The following is a 21,325-nucleotide window of genomic DNA, read 5'->3' on the forward strand; positions in this document are numbered from 1 at the left end:
GAATCCCATAAGAGTTACCAGGGTAGAGCCTGGCTTGCGGGAGGCGCCGGGCTGACCGCGGTCGCCACGATCGTCGGAGCCGCTGCCCGCCGGTCGCTGGCCGAACGCAGCGGCGTCGTCGAAGACCCTTACGCCGACGAGGATTTCGAGCGGCTGGACAGCGAGCGCGGCCACGTGGTGACCACCCCCGACGGGGTGCAGCTGGCGGTGCGCGAGGCCGGGCCGATCGACGCCCCGGTGACCGTGGTGTTCGCACACGGGTTTTGCCTCCGCATGGGCGCCTTCCACTTTCAGCGGATGCGGCTGGGCGAACACTGGGGCTCGCGGGTGCGCATGGTCTTCTATGACCAGCGTGGGCACGGCCAGTCCGGCGAAGCCGCACCCGAGACCTACACACTGACCCAGCTGGGCCAGGACCTGGAAACGGTGCTGCGGGCCACCGCGCCGCGCGGGCCGACTGTGCTGGTCGGTCATTCCATGGGCGGCATGACGGTGTTGTCGCATGCCCGCCAGTTTCCCGAGCACTATGGACGCCGGCGACGGATCGTGGGGGCAGCGGTGATCTCCTCGGCCGCCGAAGGGGTGACGCGCTCACCGCTCGGCGAGTTCCTGAAGAACCCGGCGTTGGAAGCCGTGCGGTTCACCGCGCGCTCCGCGCCGAAGCTGGTACACCGGGGCCGTACCGTGTCCCGGTCGCTGATCGCCCCGATCCTGCGCGCCGCGTCCTTCAGTGACCTGCAGGTCAGCCGGAGCCTGGACGCGTTCTCGCAGCGGATGATGAACGACACCCCGATCGCCACCCTGGTGGAGTTCCTGCAGGCCCTGGAAGTCCACGACGAAACCGCCGGGCTGTGGACGTTGCTGAAGGTCCCGACCCTGATCGCCTGCGGCGACCACGACCTGCTCACCCCGGACGAATACTCGAAGAAGATGGCGGCTTCGCTGCCGCAGTCGGAACTGGTCATCGTCAGCGGGGCAAGTCATCTGGCGCTGCTGGAGAAGCCCGACGCCATCAACGAGGGATTGATTCGGCTGGTCGACCGGGCCACTCCGGGTGCAATGACGTTGCGGTACCGGCAACTGCGAGAACAGTTGAGACGCCGTGGCTGAGCAGCAGAAGCTGGAGCGTGTCGAGGACACCGTCGCCCTGGGAGCCCGGTTGGGTGAGCAGCTGCGGGCCGGCGACGTTGTGGTGCTGTCCGGTCCGCTGGGCGCTGGAAAGACCGTGCTGGCCAAGGGAATTGCCGCAACCTTGGATGTCGAAGGTCCGGTCACCTCGCCAACCTACGTGCTGGCGCGGGTACACCCGGCGCGCCGCCCCGGCCGTCCGGCGATGATTCATGTCGACCTGTACCGCTTGCTGGACCGGCCCGGTGCCGCTCTGCTCGGCGAACTCGACTCCCTGGACCTCGACACCGAACTCGACGACGCGGTGGTGGTGGTCGAGTGGGGTGAGGGCCTGGCCGAACGCCTTTCGCAGCGCCACCTCGACGTCCGGTTGGAGCGAGTCAGCCATTCCGACGTGCGGATCGCGACCTGGCAGTGGGTGTGTTCATGAGCGTCGTCCTTGCCATCGACACCGCGACCCCGGCCGTGACCGCGGGCGTGGTGCGCCTCGATGGCTTTGTCACGGTGGCGCAGCGGGTCACCGTCGACGCCCGAGCACACGCCGAACGGTTGACACCTAACGTGCTGTCCGCACTTGCCGACGGGGGGCTGAGCATGACCGACCTGGACGCCGTGGTGGTCGGCTGCGGGCCTGGACCCTTTACCGGGCTGCGGGTCGGGATGGCGACGGCCGCGGCCTACGGGCACGCGCTGCAGATCCCGGTGTACGGCGTGTGCAGCCTGGACGCCATCGGCGGCCACACCACCGGTGACACGCTGGTCGTCACCGACGCACGCCGGCGCGAGGTGTACTGGGCTCGGTACCGCGACGGGGTCCGCACCGTCGGGCCGGCCGTCAACGCCCCGGCCGACGTCGATCCGGGACCGGCCCGCGCGGTCGCGGGCTCGCCCGAGCACGCGTCGTTGTTCGGCCTGCCACGGTGCGAGCCGGTGTACCCTACGCCGGCCGGGCTGGTCGGCGCGGTGCGCGAATGGAGCGACGACCCGCCGCCGCTGATGCCGCTGTATCTGCGACGCCCGGATGCCAAACCGTTGGCGGCCCGCGCATGACTGCCCACACCGAACCCGTCATCCTTGGTGCGCTGACCCCCGCCGATGCCGGGCGATGCGCCGATCTGGAAGCGCAGCTGTTCGACGGCGACGACCCGTGGCCGGCGGTGGCGTTCGAACGGGAACTGGCCAGTGCGCGCAACCACTATGTAGGTGCGCGCTGCGGCGACGCCCTGGTCGGCTATGCCGGCATTTCCCGGTTGGGTCGCATCCCGCCCTACGAGTACGAGGTGCACACCATCGGGGTGGATCCGGCCTACCAGCGACAGGGCATCGGCCGCCGGCTGCTCAACGACCTGCTCGATTTCGCCGATGGCGGCGTCGTATACCTGGAGGTCCGCACCGACAACGAGGCCGCCCTCGCGCTGTATCGCAGCGTGGGATTCGAGCAGATCGGCCTGCGCCGGCGCTACTACCGGGTCAGCGGCGCCGACGCCTACACGATGCGACGGGAGGCGCGCGAATGACTATCGTGCTGGCCATCGAAACCTCGTGCGACGAAACGGGAGTCGGCATCGCGCGGCTAGACGCTGACGGCACGGTGACATTGCTGGCCGACGAGGTGGCCTCCAGCGTCGACGAGCACGTGCGCTTCGGCGGGGTGGTCCCCGAGATTGCCTCCCGGGCACACCTGGAAGCGCTTGGTCCCGCGATGCGTCGGGCACTGGTGGCGGCCGGTGTGAAACGACCGGACATCATCGCCACCACCATCGGCCCGGGCCTGGCCGGTGCGCTGTTGGTGGGGGTGGCCGCGGCCAAAGCCTATGCGGCGGCGTGGGGAGTGCCGTTCTACGCCGTCAACCACCTGGGCGGGCATCTGGCCGCCGACGTCTACGAACACGGCCCGCTGCCCGAGTGCGTGGCGCTGCTGGTGTCGGGCGGGCACACCCACCTGCTGCAGGTGCGGTCGCTCGGTGAACCGATCGTCGAGCTGGGCAGCACCGTCGACGACGCCGCCGGTGAGGCCTACGACAAGGTGGCACGGCTGCTGGGCCTGGGTTATCCGGGCGGCAAGGTGCTTGACGACCTGGCCCGCACCTGCGGCCGCGAGGCCGCGGAGATCCCCGTGTTCCCGCGCGGCATGACCGGGCCGGCCGATGATCGCTACGCGTTCAGCTTCTCCGGGCTCAAGACCGCGGTAGCCCGCCACCTGGAAAGCCATCCGGACTTCCGGCCCGCCGACGTCGCCGCCGGATTCCAGGAGGCCGTCGCGGACGTGTTGACCAAGAAGGCGGTGCGCGCGGCCACCGACATGGGGGTGTCGACCCTGCTGATCGCGGGCGGGGTGGCCGCCAACTCCCGGCTGCGCGAGCTGGCCACCCAGCGCTGCGCCGAGGCGGGGCTGAGTCTGCGTATCCCCAGGCCCCGGCTGTGCACCGACAACGGCGCCATGATCGCCGCGTTCGCGGCGCACCTGGTTGTCGCGGGGGCGCCGCCGTCACCGCTGGATGCAGCCACCGATCCCGGCCTGCCCGTGGTAACAGGGCAGGTAAGCTAGCCCTTTGCGCGAAATTGCCGTCATGGCTGTGGTTGGTGAGCGGACCACAACCATGGCGGCAATCTCGGTGTCGGCCGCCTCCGCAACGCAAACACGCAGAAGCACCGGGGTGCCCTTGAGTGCTAGCACTCTCATGTATAGAGTGCTAGGTGGCAGTCGGACGACCCCTGTTGCCGGCACCCGCGACGACGGCGCGAGGGCACGGAAGAATGCCGAATCACCTGGTAATTCGGACGGTTCCGGGGCAAGCCCCGGACCGACCGCCAACTCCGGTCCGGGCCTGAACCCGGACCCGACCCAATAGTGGAGGGCTCCAATCGTGGCGAAGGTGAACATCAAGCCACTCGAGGACAAGATTCTCGTGCAGGCCAACGAGGCCGAGACCACGACCGCGTCCGGTCTGGTCATTCCCGACACCGCCAAGGAGAAGCCCCAGGAGGGCACCGTCGTCGCTGTCGGCCCCGGCCGGTGGGACGAGGATGGCGAGAAGCGCATCCCGCTGGACGTCGCCGAAGGCGACACCGTCATCTACAGCAAGTACGGCGGCACTGAGATCAAGTACAACGGCGAGGAATACCTGATCCTGTCGGCACGCGACGTGCTGGCTGTCGTTTCCAAGTAACAGAAACCGTGTTCCGCCCCGGCGATCCCCGTGCTCGGCCACGGGTGATTTCCGGGGCGGCATGCGTAAAGGAGCCTGATGAGCAAGCTGATTGAGTACGACGAAATCGCGCGTCGCGCAATGGAGGCGGGCGCGGACAAGCTCGCCGACACGGTAAGGGTGACGTTGGGCCCGCGTGGTCGGCACGTGGTGTTGGCCAAGTCTTTCGGCGGACCCACTATCACCAACGACGGCGTCACCGTCGCGCGTGAGATCGACCTGGAAGACCCCTTCGAGAACCTGGGCGCCCAGCTGGTGAAATCGGTGGCCACCAAGACCAACGACGTTGCCGGCGACGGCACCACGACCGCCACGGTGCTGGCCCAAGCTCTGCTCAAGGCCGGTTTGCGGCTGGTCGCTGCGGGTGTCAACCCGATCGCACTCGGCGCCGGCATCGGCAAGGCTGCCGACGCGGTGTCCGAAGCGCTGCTCGCGTCGGCCACACCCGTATCGGGCAAGGATGCCATCGCTCAGGTGGCGACGGTGTCCTCGCGCGACGAGCAGATCGGTGAGCTGGTGGGCGAGGCGATGACCAAGGTCGGCGCCGACGGCGTGGTCAGCGTCGAGGAATCCTCGACATTGAGCACCGAGCTGGAATTCACCGAGGGGGTCGGCTTTGATAAGGGCTTCTTGTCGGCGTACTTCGTCACCGACTTCGACTCGCAGGAGGCCGTGCTCGAAGACGCGGTGATCCTGTTGCACCAGGAGAAGATCAGCTCGCTGCCGGACCTGCTGCCGCTGTTGGAGAAGGTTGCCGAAGCCGGCAAGCCGCTGGTGATCATCGCCGAGGACGTCGAGGGCGAGGCGCTGGCGACGCTGGTCGTCAACTCCATCCGCAAGACGCTGCGAGCGGTCGCGGTGAAGTCGCCGTACTTCGGCGACCGGCGCAAGGCGTTCCTGCAGGACCTGGCGGCGGTGACGGGCGCCGAGGTGGTCAACCCCGACGCCGGCCTGGTGCTGCGGGAAGTGGGCCTGGAGGTGTTGGGCTCGGCCCGTCGGGTGGTGGTCAGCAAGGACGAGACCATCATCGTCGACGGCGGCGGCGCTCCGGAAGCGGTTGCGGCCCGGGTCAATCTGCTGCGCGGCGAGATCGAGCGAAGCGACTCCGACTGGGATCGCGAGAAGTTGGGTGAGCGGCTGGCCAAGTTGGCCGGCGGGGTCGCCGTCATCAAGGTGGGTGCCGCCACCGAGACCGAGCTCAAAGAACGCAAGGAAAGCGTCGAGGACGCGGTCGCTGCCGCCAAGGCTGCGGTCGAGGAGGGCATCGTCCCCGGGGGCGGCTCCGCGCTGATTCAGGCCCGCCAGGCGCTGAAGGATCTGCGCGCGTCACTGTCGGGCGATGAGGCGCTCGGCGTCGACGTGTTCTCCGAGGCCCTCGCCGCACCGCTGTACTGGATCGCCACCAATGCCGGGCTGGACGGCGCGGTCGCGGTCAGCAAGGTCAGCGAGCTGCCCGCCGGACACGGCCTCAACGCCAGCACGCTGACCTATGGCGACCTGGCCGCCGACGGTGTCGTCGACCCGGTCAAGGTGACCAGATCCGCGGTGCTCAACGCCGCATCGGTGGCCAGGATGGTGCTCACCACCGAGACGGCGGTGGTCGAGAAGCCCGCCAATGCGGACGAGCACGACCATCACGGTCATGGTCACGGCCATCACCACCATCACTAGGTAAGCGGTGACGAAACACCCCGGCCCCGGCGGCCGGGGTGTTTCGTGTCTCCGCCGGTCACGGGGATTTAGGCTTAGTCTCCCGGCATGGACCGTATCTGGCAGTGGGCGTGGGATCAGTACAGAGCGAGGTACTCGTGGGCGATCTTCGCGATCAGTGTTCTCGTGGCGCTACCGATCTGGCTTGTGTCGTCGATAATCCTTACGGCTTACGAGCATTCCGATCATTATTTCGAGACGGCTGCAGTGACGGTTGTCGCCGTGCCGGTGGCTGTGTACGCCACTGTTCTTCCTGGCCTAGGCCGAATCCGCTCCGTCGAGCAGTGGGCGGCGGGCCAGAAGGTCGATCCGGCGACAGCCCTGGAAAACACCTATGCGTACGCTCGCGAGGCGGTTCTCCGAGGCGTGGTTGTCACCGCTGTTTGGGCTGCCGTGCTTTCTGTCGTTGTCGGTGCGATCGCGGGGGCGACCTGTTCGCAGCTTGTCCAGTACGGCATATGGGGTGCCGTCCTCGGAACTGCCACCCAGGCCGCAAGCCACAGCTTCGTGGAAGCATCGCTTCGGCCATCGCGAGTCGCACTCACTGGTGATACGGGGATCGGTGATTCCCTGCCCCGCTCACGTCCGACTTTTGCAGCGTGGTCCAGCGTATTCATGGTCAGCGTCGCGTTTGTGTTCGCGCTCGCGGGCGCGATGCTGGGGGCAGTGTTTCATCGGGTCAGTGAGGTTCCCTTATTCGCCGTCGTGATCGCCTGTGGATTGGCGTTTGGCATGGGGGTACCGATCACGCTCGCCTCCGCGTTTTCACCCTCCTTGCAAACCGTTCGCGACCTCGCCGAAGGAACTGAACGTGTGGCGGCGGGTGTTTACAGCCAACGCCTGCCTGTGGCTCAAGACGATGACCTCGGTGCGCTCGCAGCATCGTTTAATCGCATGCAGGCGGGTTTGGCTGAGCGGCGACGCCTGCAGGCGGCGTTTGGAACCTATGTCGACCCGGCCCTCGCAGCACGGCTGCTTGAGCAGGGTAATGATGTGTTCACCGGGGAGCGCCGTGAGGCGACGGTGATGTTCGTTGACATCCGCGACTTCACGCCGTTCGCCGAGGCACACAGCGCTGAGGAAACCGTTGCCCGCCTCAACGCGTTGTTCGAGATCGTCGTGCCTGCCGTCGTCGAGGCTGGTGGCCACGTGAACAAGTTCCTCGGCGACGGCGCTCTGGGCGTCTTCGGCGCTCCGAGCGATCTCCCGAATCACGCGGACGCCGCAGTGGGCGCAGCGGCATCGATCAGCCGCCTTGTCGCCGAGCGATTCGGCGGGGAGCTTCGCGTCGGCATCGGGATAAACACTGGTGTAGTGATCGCCGGAACCATTGGCGGCGGCGGCAAACTCGAATTCACCCTCATCGGTGACGCCGTCAATGTGGCGGCCCGCGTCGAGCAACTCACCAAAACCACCGGCAACACTATCCTTCTCACCCAGCAGACCGTCGACGCATTGGTTTCCCGACCGCCGGGACTTACCGACCGGGGTGCACATGCGCTGAAGGGCAAGTCAGCCCCCACAGAGGTTTTCGGCCTCGACCCAGCGGTCACACCCTCGCATCGCCTCGGCTGAATGGCGAACGCTCGCCAGCCGGCGGATGCCAAAGACGACGGCCACGGTCATCGCCCCGTTGGGCTCACTGCGACACCGGCTGAATGGATACGAGCCAGAACCAGCCAGGGTGATCGTCGTAGGGCGTGAACCGGACAACCAGCACGCCGGGAGGAAACCGGCTGGCGAAGTCATTGAGGGTCCTGGGTAGCAGGTATACGGCCTTGGCGTCGTTGTACCAACTGGGATTGGACGGGTCGACGCTGAGGTTGCCGATGCGTTCAATCTCGGCGTCCCAGCGTTGCACCGGGTCTGGCGGTGTACCTCCGAATCCCGCCGACTTCAGGTACGCATCCGTTGGTCCGGTAAGGGTAATTGCCGCCCCGCCACCGACTGGCGCGCCGGTAATTGTTCCATCGGTGACATCGGCTGTCACCGACTTCAGCCGCGCCGTGCAGACGTTTTCGACGACGTTAGGCGGAACGCACAAATCGGGCAGCGGGGCGCCGTGAGCCTCGGCGACATTCACAAGGGCCGTAAAAGACAGGACGGCTATGGCTCCAATGGTGGTCATCCGACGGCTGCATTTTTTCGGCATCGGTATGTCCCTCTCTCGGAAGGCGCCGACCGCCTGGGGCCGTTCGGCAGTGAACTCTATCCCGACCGGTTCATCACCGGAGGTAACTGCTGAGAATCGAGGCAAGCGGGGGCCGATGTTGGGCGTGCATCCTCGGTCGAGTTCGCGAAGTGCACGATGGCGCTGCGGTGATTGTCGAGCAACCCCCGAACAGACCAGGCACGCCTGGACGTCGCGGGAACAGCCGAAAACAACCAGCCCTCAAGCTGATTGGCGCTGCATGACCCATTACGGGTCAACTCTTAGGTGTGGCCGTGGTGGACGAGCTGGCCGCAGGCGCGATCACACCGCAGGCCACCCGCTTACCCGAATCACCGGTGGCGAGTGTCTCTTCGTCCGGGCCCGGTGTGCCGTTCTTCTGGGTGTAGCGGGCGGGAGGGATATTGCCGAAGTTACCCGGGTCCTGGTGAATGATCAGCGCGGTGCCCGAGCCGTTTCGCAGGTCCGCCGCGGTAAATGAGTTCGAGGTGGTGACGAGTTCGCCGCGCCGTCGGAGCGCACCTCCAAGGAAGTCAGGTCGCCGCTGGCGGGATGACCGGTGTGACCCGGCGCCTGGTGGTGGCTCCCGGCGGAGTTGAAGTCGCCGGATGCGCCTCCCGTCGGTGCCACGGAATTGGCCTCGCATTTACCCACCGAGTGGATGTGGAGCCCGTGGAAACCGGGCGTGAGGATCTGGTTGGGGACCGTTTCTACGGTCATCGTCACGAAGCCGTTGGCGAAATCGAAGGTGGCGTTGCCCACCGGAGTTCCGTCGGCGCTCTTCAACTGCGAGGTCATCCGCTCGGTGCCGGGCGGCGGGGCGGTGAGCGGCGACGTATTGGGCTGGTGGTGTTCTGGTTGGTGCACGCAGCTATCGGTGCGATGGCCGCGGTAAGCACCGCGGCCGCACCGGCCGCAGGTCTTTTCAAGCCCGTCATGGCCTGCGCTTACCCGGATCAGCCGACGCCAAACCGCGGCCTCGGCGGTAAGCGGTCAATACCCCGGATACTTGCGCCAGATGCGCTGGGCGTCGTCGTCAAAGCTGTGCTCGGACAGATGCCAGGCCGCATAGTCGTAGAGGTCGTCGGCGATCTCGCTGATGACGTCGCGAAGTTCCAGCGGATCCAGCCATTCGCTGGAAATGGCGCCCACGCCGAGCGCTGCGCCGAGGAGGTTGCCGGCAATCGAGCCCGTCGAATCCGAGTCGCCGTCGTGATTGACCGCCGGCACAACACCGTCGGCGAATGACTCTGCTACCAGCGCGCAGTACAACCCGATGGCCAGCGCCTCCTCGGCGACCCACCCTTGCCCCAACCCGGCAATGGCCTCATGGGCCTGATGGCGAGGCCCACCGCGACGTGCCGCGGCCTCGGCCGCCTCGACCGCGGTGAGGGTTTCGTGATGGTCAGCGAACTCGATGAGGATGCGTTTGGCCTCCGGCAGCGCTTCCGTCAGCGGTATTCCAAGGACCAGCTGGTAGATGAGTGCCGAGAAGACCCCGGCCGACAACGAACCCGTGGGGTGACCGTGTGTCAGGGCCGCAAGTTCGGTACCGATCCGGAACGCCAGCCGCAGGGTGGCCTCGGGCCGGCGCGCGACAAACAGCCCCACCGGCGCCACCCGCATGACACCGCCACAGCCCTTGCTGTTGTTGTCCGCGGCCTCGCCGAGGTGGCGCATGCTGCGAAGCGCCGAAACGCAGGTAGTGCCCGGCGCGCGCTGGCTGTGCAGCCGGCGCTGCTGATAGAGCCAGCCCGGCTGGCCTTCACCGAACGGCTCGCCGATCCCGACTCGGTGCATGGGAGTTTCACTCTGGGTGCGCAGCCACCGCAGATAGGCGTTGGCCGTGACCCCGGTGTACGTCGATACGCCCTTCATGCGTCCGCGGACCCAGTACCGCAGCAGCCCTTCGGCGGTGAACAGGGTCATTTGGGTGTCGTCGGTGACCAGGCCGACGCCGCCGTAGGCGGGTGCATACGCGGTGATCCCCCCCGGGCCGAACTGGGCCAGGATCTGCTCGCGGGGGTGGAATTCGACCGGCGCGCCCAATGCGTCGCCCACCGCCCCGCCGAGCAGGCAACCGACGAAGCGTTCACGGTCGTTGACAGTCATGCTCGCCGACGCTAACGGAGCCGGCCGCACCCCGCCGGTCAATCCGGCGGGGCCCGGCCCCACCAGCCGTTATGCGCTCTGATCTGCTCGATTCCGTGGCAGCAGCACCCAGACGGCGACTGCCGCGGCCAGCGGGATCAGGGCCATGGCCAGGCTGGTGGTGCGCAATGCCGAGGCAATGAGCTCCTGGGTGTCTGCCAAAACCCGATGTGCCAACTCCGGGTTGAGGGCCGCGAGGCTGCCGAGGTGGCCGCCGCCGTTCGAGCGCGATGCCTCCAACGCGTTGGCGGCCTGAGCGGGAGAGATACCCAAGCCGGCGAACCGCTGCCGGGCCCGTGCGGCATAGAACGTGGTGGTCAGCAGGGTAACCACGGTGGGGCCCAGGGAGTAGAAGGATTGGCCGGCCCCTGGTTTGACCGCCGACACCGATCCCTCCAGCCCCGGCGGGGCATAGCTCATCATGATGCTGGCCTGCGGGGGCTCGACCATGGCAACCCCGACGCTGAGCGTCACCACCCCCAAGCCGATCACCGGGAGGGATGTGCTCACCCCGAAGGTGGCGAACATGCAGCTGGCCAGGGTGAGCAGTCCCAGACCCCACAGCATGGTGGTACGCGCCGACGTCCGCATCATCATGCGACCGCCCAGGACGGCCGCGGGTGCTTGCACCGCGGCGGCCAGCACCAGCAGCAGGCCCAGCACGGTCGGTGAGAACCCGCGGACCACGGTGGTGTAGTAGCCCAGCAGGAGCACCCGGCCGGCCAGCAGGAAGTTGAAGGCCAATCCGGTGATGACCGCGGCGTTGAAGGGGCCGGCCCGGAAGATCCGCAGGTCCAGCGCCGGTTGGTCGGTGTGCTGCTCCCACCAGACGAAGAAGACTCCGCCGGCCAACCCGATCAGCAGCGGCGGCACGGCCGCGCCGGGGCCATGAGCGAGGCGGGACAGTCCGTAGACCAGGCTGACCATCATGAGCCCGGCTGCGCCGATGCCGGGGTAGTCGATCCGGCGGCCCCGGATGCGGAACGTTTCGGGGACGAACCGCAACGTGATCGGAATGGTGATCAGCGCCGCGGCCGGGGCGACGACCAACGCCCAGCGCCACCCCAGCGACTCGACCAGGATGTCGCCGATCAGTGGTAGCGGCGCCCCTACCAGGAATGCCGTTCCGAGGAAGAGGCTGATGGCCTTGCCTCGCTGCGCGGGCGGGAAGGTGGCGTTGATGATTGCCAGGGAGAGCCCCAGCAGAAAGGCGAAACCCGCACCCGTCAGCGCACGGGTGATCATCAGGATCACCGCGTTGGGCGAGAGCGCAGCAAGCAGACCGCTGACGATCACGCCGGCCAGGCCCAGCAGATACATCCGGCGTTTGCCGTAGATGTCGCCCAGCGTGCCGGCGCCGAGGATGGTCGCGGCCAGAGTCAGCGTGGCCAGACTTGCGGTGAATCCGGCGGCGGCGGTACTCATATGCAGGCCCTCGCGCACCGGCACCAGGCTGCTGGAGAAGATGGCCGGGTCGGCACCGGTGATGGCGAAGCCCAGACCCATGGCCAGCACGGTCATCCATTGGGCGAACGTCAGCTTGTCCTGGGCCGACCGGGTTTGCGTGTCGGGCGCGGTCATGGGGTTCCTCCGTTATTGCGTGTGGGGTGGGTCGGGTTAACCGGCGGCGGGCGAGCCGACGATCACGAAGCGCTGCGCAAGGCCGTATCGGGATGCGCTGGCGCCGCTCGTGTTGGCGGCTCTGCCGGCCGCCGGCAGACCGCCCAGCATGGGGGCCGCCGCATCCGGTGCAATCTGGGACGTGGACGCCAGCCCGGTGTTCGGCAATGCCGTGGCGGCGTGGCTGATGTTCGGGGCTGCGGCGCCCCAACTGTGTGGTACCGACAATGCCCCGATCGAACCGGCCCGGCCCATACCCGCCGACACCATCCCGGCCCGGCCCAGACCCGGCATTTTGATCGGAAAGCTGGTGGCCGCCTGCGCCAGCGGTCCCGCGGCCTGTGCGGCGGCCTGCCCAATCGACAGGAACGACCTCAGGACCGACGTGATGGACATCGTCGCCGACGTACTGCCCATGACGACCTCGACGGGGGTCAGCATCCCTTCTTCCACCGTGACCACCCCGGCGATCAACGGACGGGTGGCGAACCACTTCAGCAACGGCGGCACGGTGCTGATCAACTGTGACAACTTCACCGCGTTGCTGGCGGCCACGTGACCGGCCGTCCGGCCGGCCACGTGGGCGACCTCCGGCGCTACGGCGAACGGGGTCAATCGGGTTGCGGCCGCCGCGGCGGCGGCATAGCCGTACATCGCGGCGGCGTCTTGGGCCCACATCGTGGCGTAGTGGGCCTCGGTGGCCGCGATCGCCGGCGTGTTCTGGCCCAGGACGTTGGTCGCCACCAGCGCCATCAGCAGCGCGCGGTTGGCCGCGATCTCCGCCGGCGGCACGGTCATCGCGAACGCCGCATGGTAGGCGGCCGCGGCTGCGGTGGCCTGCCCGGCGGTCGCCTCGGCCTGCCCTGCCGTGACGTTCAGCCACGCCAGGTAGGGGGCGGTCGCGGTCGCCATCGCCACCGATGCCGCACCTTGCCATGGCCCGCCAACCAGCCCCGAGATCACCGACCAGCACCGAGCGGCGGTGGAGTACAACTCGGCAGACAGCCCGTCCCAGGCCGCCGCCGCAGCCAGCAGCGGCCCGGAACCGACCCCGGCATACATGCGCGCGGAGTTGATCTCCGGCGGCAAAGCTGCGTAGTCCATCGCGGCCCCCGATCAGCCGAACGCAGCGGTGTTGGCGGCTTCGGCGGCGCCGTACGAGGCGGCGCTGGTGCCCAACGCGGTCACCAACTGGTCGTGAATGGCCGCGGCGTGGGCGCTGATCTCCTGGTACAGGACGGCGTGCGCGGCGAACTGAGCGGCGATCAGTGCCGAAACCTCGTCGGCAGCGGGTGGCACCACCGCGGTGGTCGTGGCTGTCGCGGCCGCGTTGTGCGCGTTCATCGCCGAGCCGATACCCAGCAAATCGGCTGCTGCGGCCACCAGCGCCGGTGGCTGAGTGGTCACGAAAGACATGCGCTTACCTCCCTCTGAGTTGACCTGTGAGCTGGTCCCTGAACTGGCCGGGTACTGGCCACGTGCTCTCTATGATCGAGACCACAGCACCGCCGCCCAAGGGCGAAATGACCCAACCCACCTCGATGGATGGTGCAAAAGTGTGCGCACACCGCACGAGCGGCGCCGACGTGGTCGCCGCCCGCGGATGCCGCGGCCTGTGCCCACGCCCTGCGGTGTCTGGTCCGGTTGCGGGAATTCTCGGACTTCGTTGTCACCCTCGATGCGGCCTATCCGGCCGCGGCCACCAATCCCGTTGCACCGCTGTGCGATTCATTACAGTTACATCGCCCACCGCGCGGCGCTAGGGTGATTTCCGGTTCTTACCGGAATCCGTGTCACTACCCAGGTCTCATGGCAAAGACCCCGAATACGTCGGCTTGCTGAGCACTATCGGCCCCGCCCGAGTGCCGGTCCCGGCAGTGTCGGCCCCACGTTGTTCCGCGGTGTGCCCTGCCGGCAACGCGTCCCCGCACCCGCACTGCGGCGTCGTGGCTGTGCGGCCAAGCTTGGCGCGCAACTTCGACAAGGTGAATCGATGGTTCTCGCCGTCGTAATAGAACCGCACCGGTCGGAACAGCAAATACACCAGCAGCAAAATGGCCATCGTCAGCAGCGCCGTCCAACTCTTGACGCCATGCGCCGTTGTCGTCCTGGTATACCGCGTGATGTACCGGTAAAAGTCAAGCACCGGGGCTTCCAACCGCCGGCCTGATATGCCTGCGACCATTGTCGGTTCGTACGCAATCTTCAAATCGTTCTTGAACAAGGTCAGGGCGAGGTCGATATCTTCGTGCAGTAGATCTTCGGGATCCCGATGGGCCAGCTGACGGATCGCTCGCCACGCCGAGTTCCGGATTGCCATATTGGCGCCTAGCAGAAACCGCTGATCTGTTGAGTGCCTCTCCAGATAGCTGCGAATCCGGTGGTCTCCCCAGAAACCGAACCTTCGCAAAGGCATGTCGTGATAGAAAACCGGACCGGTCGCCGCGGCCACGGCCGGGTTGGTGAATCGGCGGCGAAGTGTCTCGACCCAGTCGGCGGCGATGATGGTATCGGCATCGATGCGGCCGATGACATCACTGCGCGCATGGTCGAATCCATGGTTGCGGGTCGGAATGAGCCCTTGATGCGCATTCTGTTCGAGCACCCGGATGTTGAGCTGCCGGTGGTGTTTTTGATATCGGCGCACCACCGCCAGGGTATCGTCGGTTGATTTGTTGTTGACCACGATGATCTCGTCGGGCGCGGATGTCTGGGCAATGCATGATTCCAGGCATCGGCCGATAATACGGCCCTCATTATAGGCAGGGATAACTATTGCCACGGACGGCCGCGGCGACACGACGGGGGGCCGGATTTCCGCGACATGCGCGGGTCGGACGGCGGACAGCTGTCCGCCGTCCCAGTCATCCCGTCCGCGCGTCAATACCAACTGTGCAGCGCTCACGACATCTTCCTAACCTATAGCGATCTTGCCGAGATCGAGAAAATTGCTGGTCGCCTCCAAAAACTGGTCGTTTTCGTGTGGCAATCCGGCGGAAACGCGCAGATAGTGTGACAAGCCCACGTCGCCGAGAAAGATGCCCGCGTTTGCATAGGCTTCCCAGACCGCATGCGCATCACCCAATTTCCCCAGGAGAAAGAAGCTGGTGTCGCTGTGGGGAATATCGAATCCGGCCATCCGGAGTGCGGTGACCATCCGGTCACGTTCCAGCAGAAGCTCGGGAACTTTAGCCAGGATCTCGTCGGCGCGATCAATGATCACCGCTGCCGCGGCTTGCGTCATCGATGACACGTGGTACGGAAGTCGCGTCGCGAGCAGCGTATTAATAATGTTCGGGGCAGCGATCATGTAGCCTAATTTGCCGCCGGCGAACGTGAACGCCTGGCTCAGGGTCCGGCAGATCACAACCTTGTCCGGGTACCGGTGTATGAGCTGGACCGCACTGTCTTTGGTCGACATTTCGATGAAGGCCTCGTCGATGACAAGTATTCCGGACCGTAGCCGGGACAGCACTTCCTCGAACATATCCATGCTGAAGCTGTCGCCCGTGGGATTGTTTGGATTCGCGATCACCACGACATCGGGCTGGCATCTTTCTATGGCGGTGAGGGCAGCGTCTATGTCGCGCTGCGGAAAATCGCGGGACGGCACGCTCCGCCATTGGGCGCCGACCCCTTCCGCGATCACCGGGAAATATCTGTACGACGGTTCCAAACCCAGTACGGTTCCGCTCGGCCCCGCGAACGCGCGAAAGATCTGCTGCAGTATTTCGTTGCAGCCATTGGCAACCCAGATGTTTTCGGCCGACACTGCGCTACGCACATGATTGGAGATGTATTCGGCCAATTTCGTTCGCAACACGGTCGCGTTACTGTCGGGATAGGTGTTGATGGCTGCGATTTGGCCTCGGACCGCTTCGATGACCGCGTTCTGGATGTGTGGTGCCAACGCGTACGGGTTGACCGGACAGTGCAAGCCGATCCCGCCATATCCGAGTAAGCCCGGAACGGGCCGTCTGAGTATGTGAATTCGGTCCGGTGATGTCGTCGTACCGCCGGGAATGTGCAGCGGAAGTGATGTGGTTTTCATATTTCCCCATTGGGTTACTCGGCGGCGATCGGAAAGACCTCGATGGCGGAGCGGCCACCATCACACAATGCGCGCTCATCGCCGTGCCCGTGCCCGGCAAGTTGCTCACCACCGCCGCAGACGGCTATGGCTGCCGACGATCTGTGATCCATCATCGTTATCGGGCCGTTGCCGTCCAAGGGCTAAACCTCCCAATCGGGTCGGCAAATGGTGCAAAAGTGTGCACACGGGTCTAGGGTGAGTGGGTGGTATGGCAAAGTCCGTCGCCGCAGGTATGCGAGATGATTCGGCAGGGAGCGCGGATTGTCCTCAACGCTCCCCCCGAGTGGTTTGACGAATACGACCGGCAAACCATGGCGGCCAACCCGTCCATAGCCGTCGATCCCGTCCTGGCAGCGGCCGCCCGACGGAGCATTCGGTCCAGCCTGATGCATTGGGCCGCAGCCAATGTCAGCAACCCGGGCGCTCCGGTGCCGCCCAATGTGGGCCCCGAGCCACTGAGCATCGCCCGGGACATGGCGCGCCGCGGCCTGGAGCCGTTCACTTTCCGTCCGGCACTGACCGTGGGCTGGCGGCTCTGGATGGATATCGGCTTCCAGCTCGCCTCCGACCCCGACGAGCTGCGCGAGCTGCTCGATGTGTCCTTTCGGTCCATCAGCAACTTCATCGACGCCACGGCTGCCGGCATCGCCGCCCGGGTGCAACAGGAACGTGACGAATTGGCCCGCGGCACTCATGCCGAGCGCCGCGAAGTGACCGCCCTGATTCTCGACGGCGCCCCGATCAGCCGCCAGCGTGCCGAAGCGCGACTTGGCTACGCCCTCAACCGCGCCCACATCGGCGCGGTCATCTGGAGCGACGAACCCGACGGCGACCTCAGCCAGCTTGACCGCGTCGCTGACGCCTTCGGCGACGCCGCCGGTTTCGCGCGGCCACTGACCGTGATCGCGAGTGCGGCCACCCGATGGGTGTGGGTGCCCGAGTCCGCCCTCGATGTCGAGCTGGTTCGCCGGGCGGTCGAGGGCACTCCCGGCGCGCGAATCGCCATCGGCACGATCGCGAAGGGAATCGAGGGCTTCCGGCGCAGCCACCTCGAGGCGCTCACCACCCAGCGCATGGTGGCCGGGCTGCAATCCCACCAGCGGGTGGCGTTTTTCGCCGATGTCCAGTTGATCGCATTGATCACTCAAAACCGGGAAGCCGCAGAGGAATTCATCAAGAACACGCTGGGCGACTTCGAGTCGGCCGGGCCCGAGCTGCACAAGACGGTGCTGACGTACATCAACGAGCAGTGCAGCGTCGGGCGCACCACGAAACTTCTTTACACACACCGCAACACGCTGCTGCGTCGACTCGAGCGCGCTGAGCAACTCCTGCCTCGACCCCTGGAGCACAGCAGCGTTCACGTCGCCGTCGCACTCGAGCTCCTGCAATGGCGCGGCAAGCCAACCACCTAAGCTGCGTCGGGCGGTGGTGCCGGTCAATGTTGCTTATCTGGCGGATTCGGATCGGTGGCCACGGCGGTGCGGTGGATCGCTTCGACTGGTGAGCGGATTCGGGCTGGCGGCGGCGCGGTGCGCACTATCGGACAATTGGTCTATAGAATATCGACGGCATTGAAAGAAACGAATGGCGTCTCGCCTTTTGACTGACGGGCATGGTTTTTGTAGATTGCCGACAGCAATTTGTTCGCAGGCAAGTGATTCCGCAGCTCATTTTGCGAAGGAAGATCCTGCAATAGCTCGTCGAGCGTCTGTCTCCTGGCGTATTCATTCTGACCCATATATAGCTCGGCCTCATGTCCTTTCAGATCCATTTCCCCAAATTGAATCTTCTCAAATGCTTTGCCGCCGATGAGATTTGAATTTCGGAAGATGTAAATGTCAAAATGGTTTGCGCCGCCCGTATCATAGTGAGACAGACCTTGCTGCTTTGATTGCTGCGATTGGTACGAGTGAATTTGCACTGACGCCAACGGCCCGACATGTATGTTGATATATTCGTGCCGCAATCGTCCATTTGACTTGTATGTGTCGTCGGGCAGGATCGGCCAGGCACGCTGTGAAAATCCTGTCTGGATCAGTGATAACTGCGCAGTCGTCAATATTTTTCCGTGCTTCATCGCCTGCAACTGAGAATAGCTGTCAACTTCGCCAAATTCATGCAGTTTCTGATCGTGCATGTAGTCGCTGAACGCGGCGGCCGTCGCTTTCCCAAAGAAGCGCTCGTAGGTATCTTCAGTGATGGCTGTATGCTGATCGCCAGGACGAATGTACTGAGAAAACAACGTTATTGTATCAGGGGTTTTGCTGCTCGCCTGGCTGCTTAATCTAAGCAGGAGCGTCAGCAGGTCCACAAAATGATATCCAGAATGCATCAGTTTGCCATAACCATACTTATATGGGTGATTTTCGCGGTGCACAAATTCGTCCGGCATGTTCCACATACCATCGGAGTGATGGATAGAAATATACGTAATGGGAACGTCGTACTCTTTTATTAGAGACTCCAGGACGTCAAAGACCTTTCGGTAACCAGCGTGGTTCCGACGCTGACTTTGCACCAAAACCCGTGAGTTTGGATGCTGGTCTGTCATCTCTGCCAAACGAGCAACATCGTTATAAATATTTTCCGCTGCCTCGATTGACGTCACCAGGCCAACTGGAGCTGTAACCGGCTTGTCGGTCATTACGTGAATACCACGCTTTATGCACTCCTCGATATATACTTTATGCGCTTTGGGTTCGGTTGCGATAAGGGCCTTGTTGATTTTGTGTTCTTTAAGACTGGCGGCCGCCAGCGGATCAATCGTTCCCGATCTGAGCTGAGTGTCTGCATCCAAGAATTCGACTCGCTTGGGTTGGATTTTCTGCTTTTCCAGGAATGCTGCAGCGGTTTCTTGCTGCGTCTTTAGCTCAACCAGCAGCTCAAAGCTTGCCGATGGATCGCCCTGGAAATATTCCGACAGATACGGGTAATACACCTTTCTAGCATGCGGTCCCAATCCGATCAGTGCGACTCGGTTGTTCATCGATCCTCCAACGTCAATAATTCCTATAACCCGAGCAATGCCGCGGTCACGCTTGGTCGGCGCAGACACGCCATCATCAAGCTTTCCGATCTACGATTGCGGTACTAGATCTGACCGGTCCACGAATTTCGCCAATTTGGCACAGCGAACCGATGCTGCCGGGCGGTCCCAGCAGCTCCGAATGGGGGGCCATATGGTCGGTAGCGCTCACCGTGTGCCGGAGGTCCACCCGGTCCGCCCGGCCCATGCCATCCGCCGCGTCCACATTGGTGTCGTGAGTATGGCGAAATTCACCACGCATTGGTGTAGCTCGTTGGTCCGGATTCAGTTGGTGCCCAATCCACGTCGGCCCGGCTGATCCTGGTGCGGCTCATCGTTGACAGGCTTGCGTCGTTATCTGTTGTGGTCGGCATCAATTCGTGTGGGTGGACGGCAGAAACGTCCCGTAGGCCGCAGACTGTCCGAGATCGGTTGCATACCCTGATGTTTGGGTGTAGGCGGTGCGGCCGTTGATGAGGACGGCGTGTACGGCATCGTCGTTGCGGTTGACCACGCGGTCCAGCCCGAAGGCGTCGGGGGCGGGCGCCTCGGAGACCTCGAAGACCTGGTCGGTGAGCCCGTCTGGGTCGACCACCACCACGTCCGCGCGTGCGCCGATGCGCAGCCGGCCGGCCTCGACACCCCACCAGTCGGCCAGATCCGAGGTCAGTTTGCGCACCATCTCACCGACGGTGATCTTGGGGCGCGGCGACTGTTCGGCCCGCTTGGCCATCGTCAGGGCGCGCAGCCCGAAGTTGTAGTTCGCCAGGCTGCGCAGGTGCGCGCCGGAATCGGCGAATCCAATATGGGTCCCGGGGCTTGCCAGCAAGTCGAGCACGATTTCGGGGCGGTGGTTGCCCACCACGGTGTACCACCGCAACTTGTCCCGCCAGGCGGCGGCCAGATCCAGGAACACCTCGGCGGGGTGCTGTCCGCGCTCGCGGCTGAGGTCTTCGAAGGTGCGGCCTACCACCGAGACATCGGGGCAATCGATGATGACGGCATCGTCGAAACGCCGGTTCCACAGGCCGTTCATCATGAATCCGCCCATGTCCTTGATGAACTGGGCGCGGAACTTCGGGTCGGTCAGCAGCGCGTACTGATCGTCGGCGGTGCGCAGGTTCCGCAGCGTGATGCCGCTGCTGAACTCCTCGAAGGCCGCGAAATCCACGCCGTCGCAGAAGATCGTCATCGGGCCGGGCAGTGCCTGAAATCGCATGTCGCCGTTGAGCACTCGATTGGTCAAGAATGCCAGCAGGCGCGTCACCCGGTGCAGCATGGGGTTGGACTTGAAGTCCATCGCGGTCAGCAGGCTGGTGCGCAGCGGCCGACGGCCGAGGCCGGCCGCGGTCAATGCGAACGCCAGCACGTTCACCTGCGTCTCGGCGTTGGGGGCGCTCTGCAGGATGCGGCCCCGCCGGCGCAACCGCTTGTGCAGCCTGCGGTATTCGCGCCAGCGTGCGAACGTCGACGGCAACGGTTCTGCCCACGCCCGGTCACCGGCCAGCTTGTCGCGACGAGTGGTTATCGTCGACAACCCCAGGAAGCCCTGGTCCAGTGCGTCCTCGAGAATGTGCTCCATTGACGCCATCTGGGTGTCGCTCGGCCGAAAGTGCTTGTCCGTGGCCGCTTCTAGGCCCAGCACTCCGACCCGCAGGTCGCTGTGACCCAGCATGGCCGCGACGTTGGGTCCCAGCGGCTGCTGTTGAAGCCATTTCCGGTATTCGCCCGGTGTGGTCCATGTCTTGCTCTGCTGCAGAATCGTTTTGATGCCCGAATGCGGGATGGCCTCCACCCGGGCGAACAGGTCCGCCGAATCGTCGGCGTCCACGGTGACCATGCTCAACGAACAGTTACCGGTAACCACCGTGGTCACCCCGTGCCGTACCGACTCGGGCAGCCCTGGGGCGGTGACGATTTCGGCGTCGTAGTGCGAGTGAATCTCCAGAAAGCCTGGCATCACCCATTTCCCGTCGGCGTCGATGACTTCGTCGAAGCTGCCCGGATTCAGCGCCTGCGCGGACATGTTGATCACCACGCCGTCGGCGATCGCGACGTCACGCACCGCCCCTGCCGCGCCGCTGCCGTCGAAAACCAGCCCGCGCGAAATCAGGATTCGTGGACCGGGCTTGCCGGCGGCTGCTGTGGTGTTCATTCGGCTAGATCCTTTCGGCCGGACCTCGGCGATACCGCCGGGCGCACTGAGCTGAGGTGCT

Annotated in this window: 19 protein-coding genes and 1 pseudogene; 9 read left to right on the forward strand and 11 right to left on the reverse strand. The window is 65.0% G+C overall.

The genetic code is table 11. The annotated features are described in order from the left end of the window. Positions 1 to 51 precede the first annotated feature (51 nt). The 8 genes from B4U45_RS19530 to B4U45_RS19565 all read left to right on the forward strand — a co-directional run bounded on the left by B4U45_RS19530 (position 52) and on the right by B4U45_RS19565 (position 7,622). Positions 52 to 1,110 carry an alpha/beta fold hydrolase gene (locus B4U45_RS19530; protein ID WP_371686882.1) on the forward strand — a complete coding sequence of 353 codons (1,059 nt, stop codon included), beginning with the start codon at positions 52 to 54 and terminating at the stop codon, positions 1,108 to 1,110. Beyond that, positions 1,103 to 1,558 carry a tRNA (adenosine(37)-N6)-threonylcarbamoyltransferase complex ATPase subunit type 1 TsaE gene (gene tsaE / locus B4U45_RS19535; RefSeq protein ID WP_075547107.1) on the forward strand — a complete coding sequence of 152 codons (456 nt, stop codon included), beginning with the start codon at positions 1,103 to 1,105 and terminating at the stop codon, positions 1,556 to 1,558. Before B4U45_RS19530 ends, tsaE begins: the two co-directional genes overlap by 8 nt. Continuing rightward, complete coding sequence (gene tsaB, locus B4U45_RS19540) at positions 1,555 to 2,178, forward strand: tRNA (adenosine(37)-N6)-threonylcarbamoyltransferase complex dimerization subunit type 1 TsaB (RefSeq protein ID WP_075547108.1); 624 nt, start codon at positions 1,555 to 1,557, stop codon at positions 2,176 to 2,178. Before tsaE ends, tsaB begins: the two co-directional genes overlap by 4 nt. Further along, a complete protein-coding gene (gene rimI, locus B4U45_RS19545) occupies positions 2,175 to 2,645 on the forward strand; it encodes a ribosomal protein S18-alanine N-acetyltransferase (protein ID WP_075547109.1) in 471 nt (156 codons plus the stop codon). Before tsaB ends, rimI begins: the two co-directional genes overlap by 4 nt. Next, positions 2,642 to 3,676 (forward strand): tRNA (adenosine(37)-N6)-threonylcarbamoyltransferase complex transferase subunit TsaD, encoded by a 1,035-nt coding sequence (gene tsaD, locus B4U45_RS19550; RefSeq protein ID WP_075547110.1) that lies wholly within the window; start codon positions 2,642 to 2,644, stop codon positions 3,674 to 3,676. Before rimI ends, tsaD begins: the two co-directional genes overlap by 4 nt. Positions 3,677 to 3,995: 319 nt before the next feature. After that, positions 3,996 to 4,298 (forward strand): co-chaperone GroES, encoded by a 303-nt coding sequence (groES, locus tag B4U45_RS19555; protein ID WP_003418028.1) that lies wholly within the window; start codon positions 3,996 to 3,998, stop codon positions 4,296 to 4,298. A gap of 78 nt (positions 4,299 to 4,376) precedes the next feature. Next, positions 4,377 to 6,008, forward strand: a complete 1,632-nt coding sequence (groL, locus tag B4U45_RS19560; protein WP_083153090.1) for a chaperonin GroEL — start codon at positions 4,377 to 4,379, stop codon at positions 6,006 to 6,008. Between the two features lie 87 nt (positions 6,009 to 6,095). Continuing rightward, positions 6,096 to 7,622 carry an adenylate/guanylate cyclase domain-containing protein gene (locus B4U45_RS19565; RefSeq protein WP_075547112.1) on the forward strand — a complete coding sequence of 509 codons (1,527 nt, stop codon included), beginning with the start codon at positions 6,096 to 6,098 and terminating at the stop codon, positions 7,620 to 7,622. Between the two features lie 64 nt (positions 7,623 to 7,686). On the opposite strand, the gene B4U45_RS19570 is transcribed toward B4U45_RS19565, so the two are convergent. From B4U45_RS19570 to B4U45_RS19610, 9 genes and pseudogenes are all read right to left on the reverse strand, one after another. Beyond that, the gene (locus B4U45_RS19570) at positions 7,687 to 8,175 is read right to left on the reverse strand and encodes a hypothetical protein (RefSeq protein ID WP_075547113.1); all 489 of its coding nucleotides are present in this window, start codon (positions 8,173 to 8,175) and stop codon (positions 7,687 to 7,689) included. 298 nt (positions 8,176 to 8,473) lie between these two features. Then, positions 8,474 to 9,155 (reverse strand): annotated as a pseudogene (sodC, locus tag B4U45_RS19575) (superoxide dismutase[Cu-Zn]). A 55-nt stretch (positions 9,156 to 9,210) separates the two neighbouring features. Further along, a complete protein-coding gene (locus B4U45_RS19580) occupies positions 9,211 to 10,329 on the reverse strand; it encodes an ADP-ribosylglycohydrolase family protein (RefSeq protein WP_219859485.1) in 1,119 nt (372 codons plus the stop codon). A 69-nt stretch (positions 10,330 to 10,398) separates the two neighbouring features. Beyond that, on the reverse strand, positions 10,399 to 11,949 hold the full coding sequence (locus tag B4U45_RS19585) for an MFS transporter (RefSeq protein WP_082275400.1): 1,551 nt from the start codon (positions 11,947 to 11,949) through the stop codon (positions 10,399 to 10,401). 36 nt (positions 11,950 to 11,985) lie between these two features. Beyond that, the gene (locus B4U45_RS19590; protein ID WP_075547115.1) at positions 11,986 to 13,092 is read right to left on the reverse strand and encodes a PPE family protein; all 1,107 of its coding nucleotides are present in this window, start codon (positions 13,090 to 13,092) and stop codon (positions 11,986 to 11,988) included. Between the two features lie 12 nt (positions 13,093 to 13,104). Further along, the gene (locus tag B4U45_RS19595) at positions 13,105 to 13,404 is read right to left on the reverse strand and encodes a PE family protein (RefSeq protein WP_083153081.1); all 300 of its coding nucleotides are present in this window, start codon (positions 13,402 to 13,404) and stop codon (positions 13,105 to 13,107) included. Positions 13,405 to 13,795: 391 nt separating this feature from the next. Next, entirely contained in the window at positions 13,796 to 14,893 is a 1,098-nt protein-coding gene (locus B4U45_RS19600) for a glycosyltransferase family 2 protein (protein WP_075547117.1), read from the reverse strand. A 9-nt stretch (positions 14,894 to 14,902) separates the two neighbouring features. Then, on the reverse strand, positions 14,903 to 16,039 hold the full coding sequence (locus tag B4U45_RS19605; RefSeq protein ID WP_122510386.1) for an aminotransferase class I/II-fold pyridoxal phosphate-dependent enzyme: 1,137 nt from the start codon (positions 16,037 to 16,039) through the stop codon (positions 14,903 to 14,905). A 14-nt stretch (positions 16,040 to 16,053) separates the two neighbouring features. Then, positions 16,054 to 16,191, reverse strand: coding sequence for a hypothetical protein (locus B4U45_RS19610; RefSeq protein ID WP_158006336.1), 138 nt, complete (start codon positions 16,189 to 16,191; stop codon positions 16,054 to 16,056). Between the two features lie 93 nt (positions 16,192 to 16,284). Here B4U45_RS19610 and B4U45_RS19615 point away from each other — a divergent pair, with 93 nt between their 5' ends. Next, positions 16,285 to 17,496 carry an Rv1453 family transcriptional regulator gene (locus B4U45_RS19615; protein WP_075547119.1) on the forward strand — a complete coding sequence of 404 codons (1,212 nt, stop codon included), beginning with the start codon at positions 16,285 to 16,287 and terminating at the stop codon, positions 17,494 to 17,496. Between the two features lie 140 nt (positions 17,497 to 17,636). Here B4U45_RS19615 and B4U45_RS19620 read toward each other — a convergent pair whose 3' ends face one another. Both B4U45_RS19620 and B4U45_RS19625 read right to left on the reverse strand, forming a co-directional pair. Continuing rightward, a complete protein-coding gene (locus B4U45_RS19620) occupies positions 17,637 to 19,139 on the reverse strand; it encodes a Gfo/Idh/MocA family oxidoreductase (RefSeq protein WP_131808293.1) in 1,503 nt (500 codons plus the stop codon). A 343-nt stretch (positions 19,140 to 19,482) separates the two neighbouring features. Then, the gene (locus B4U45_RS19625) at positions 19,483 to 21,264 is read right to left on the reverse strand and encodes an N-acyl-D-amino-acid deacylase family protein (RefSeq protein ID WP_075547121.1); all 1,782 of its coding nucleotides are present in this window, start codon (positions 21,262 to 21,264) and stop codon (positions 19,483 to 19,485) included. Positions 21,265 to 21,325 lie beyond the last annotated feature (61 nt).

This window comes from Mycobacterium persicum (assembly GCF_002086915.1).
Classification (GTDB): domain Bacteria; phylum Actinomycetota; class Actinomycetes; order Mycobacteriales; family Mycobacteriaceae; genus Mycobacterium; species Mycobacterium persicum.

Excerpts from the sequence above, each read along its gene's own strand:
- B4U45_RS19610 (WP_158006336.1), bottom strand. The coding sequence starts at position 16,191 with ATGGATCACAGATCGTCGGCAGCCATAGCCGTCTGCGGCGGTGGTGAG.
- B4U45_RS19605 (WP_122510386.1), bottom strand. The coding sequence starts at position 16,039 with ATGAAAACCACATCACTTCCGCTGCACATTCCCGGCGGTACGACGACA.
- B4U45_RS19590 (WP_075547115.1), bottom strand. The coding sequence starts at position 13,092 with ATGGACTACGCAGCTTTGCCGCCGGAGATCAACTCCGCGCGCATGTAT.
- tsaB (WP_075547108.1), top strand. The coding sequence starts at position 1,555 with ATGAGCGTCGTCCTTGCCATCGACACCGCGACCCCGGCCGTGACCGCG.
- tsaD (WP_075547110.1), top strand. The coding sequence starts at position 2,642 with ATGACTATCGTGCTGGCCATCGAAACCTCGTGCGACGAAACGGGAGTC.
- rimI (WP_075547109.1), top strand. The coding sequence starts at position 2,175 with ATGACTGCCCACACCGAACCCGTCATCCTTGGTGCGCTGACCCCCGCC.
- B4U45_RS19565 (WP_075547112.1), top strand. The coding sequence starts at position 6,096 with ATGGACCGTATCTGGCAGTGGGCGTGGGATCAGTACAGAGCGAGGTAC.
- groL (WP_083153090.1), top strand. The coding sequence starts at position 4,377 with ATGAGCAAGCTGATTGAGTACGACGAAATCGCGCGTCGCGCAATGGAG.
- B4U45_RS19570 (WP_075547113.1), bottom strand. The coding sequence starts at position 8,175 with ATGACCACCATTGGAGCCATAGCCGTCCTGTCTTTTACGGCCCTTGTG.
- B4U45_RS19625 (WP_075547121.1), bottom strand. The coding sequence starts at position 21,264 with ATGAACACCACAGCAGCCGCCGGCAAGCCCGGTCCACGAATCCTGATT.
- B4U45_RS19580 (WP_219859485.1), bottom strand. The coding sequence starts at position 10,329 with ATGACTGTCAACGACCGTGAACGCTTCGTCGGTTGCCTGCTCGGCGGG.
- B4U45_RS19595 (WP_083153081.1), bottom strand. The coding sequence starts at position 13,404 with ATGTCTTTCGTGACCACTCAGCCACCGGCGCTGGTGGCCGCAGCAGCC.
- B4U45_RS19585 (WP_082275400.1), bottom strand. The coding sequence starts at position 11,949 with ATGACCGCGCCCGACACGCAAACCCGGTCGGCCCAGGACAAGCTGACG.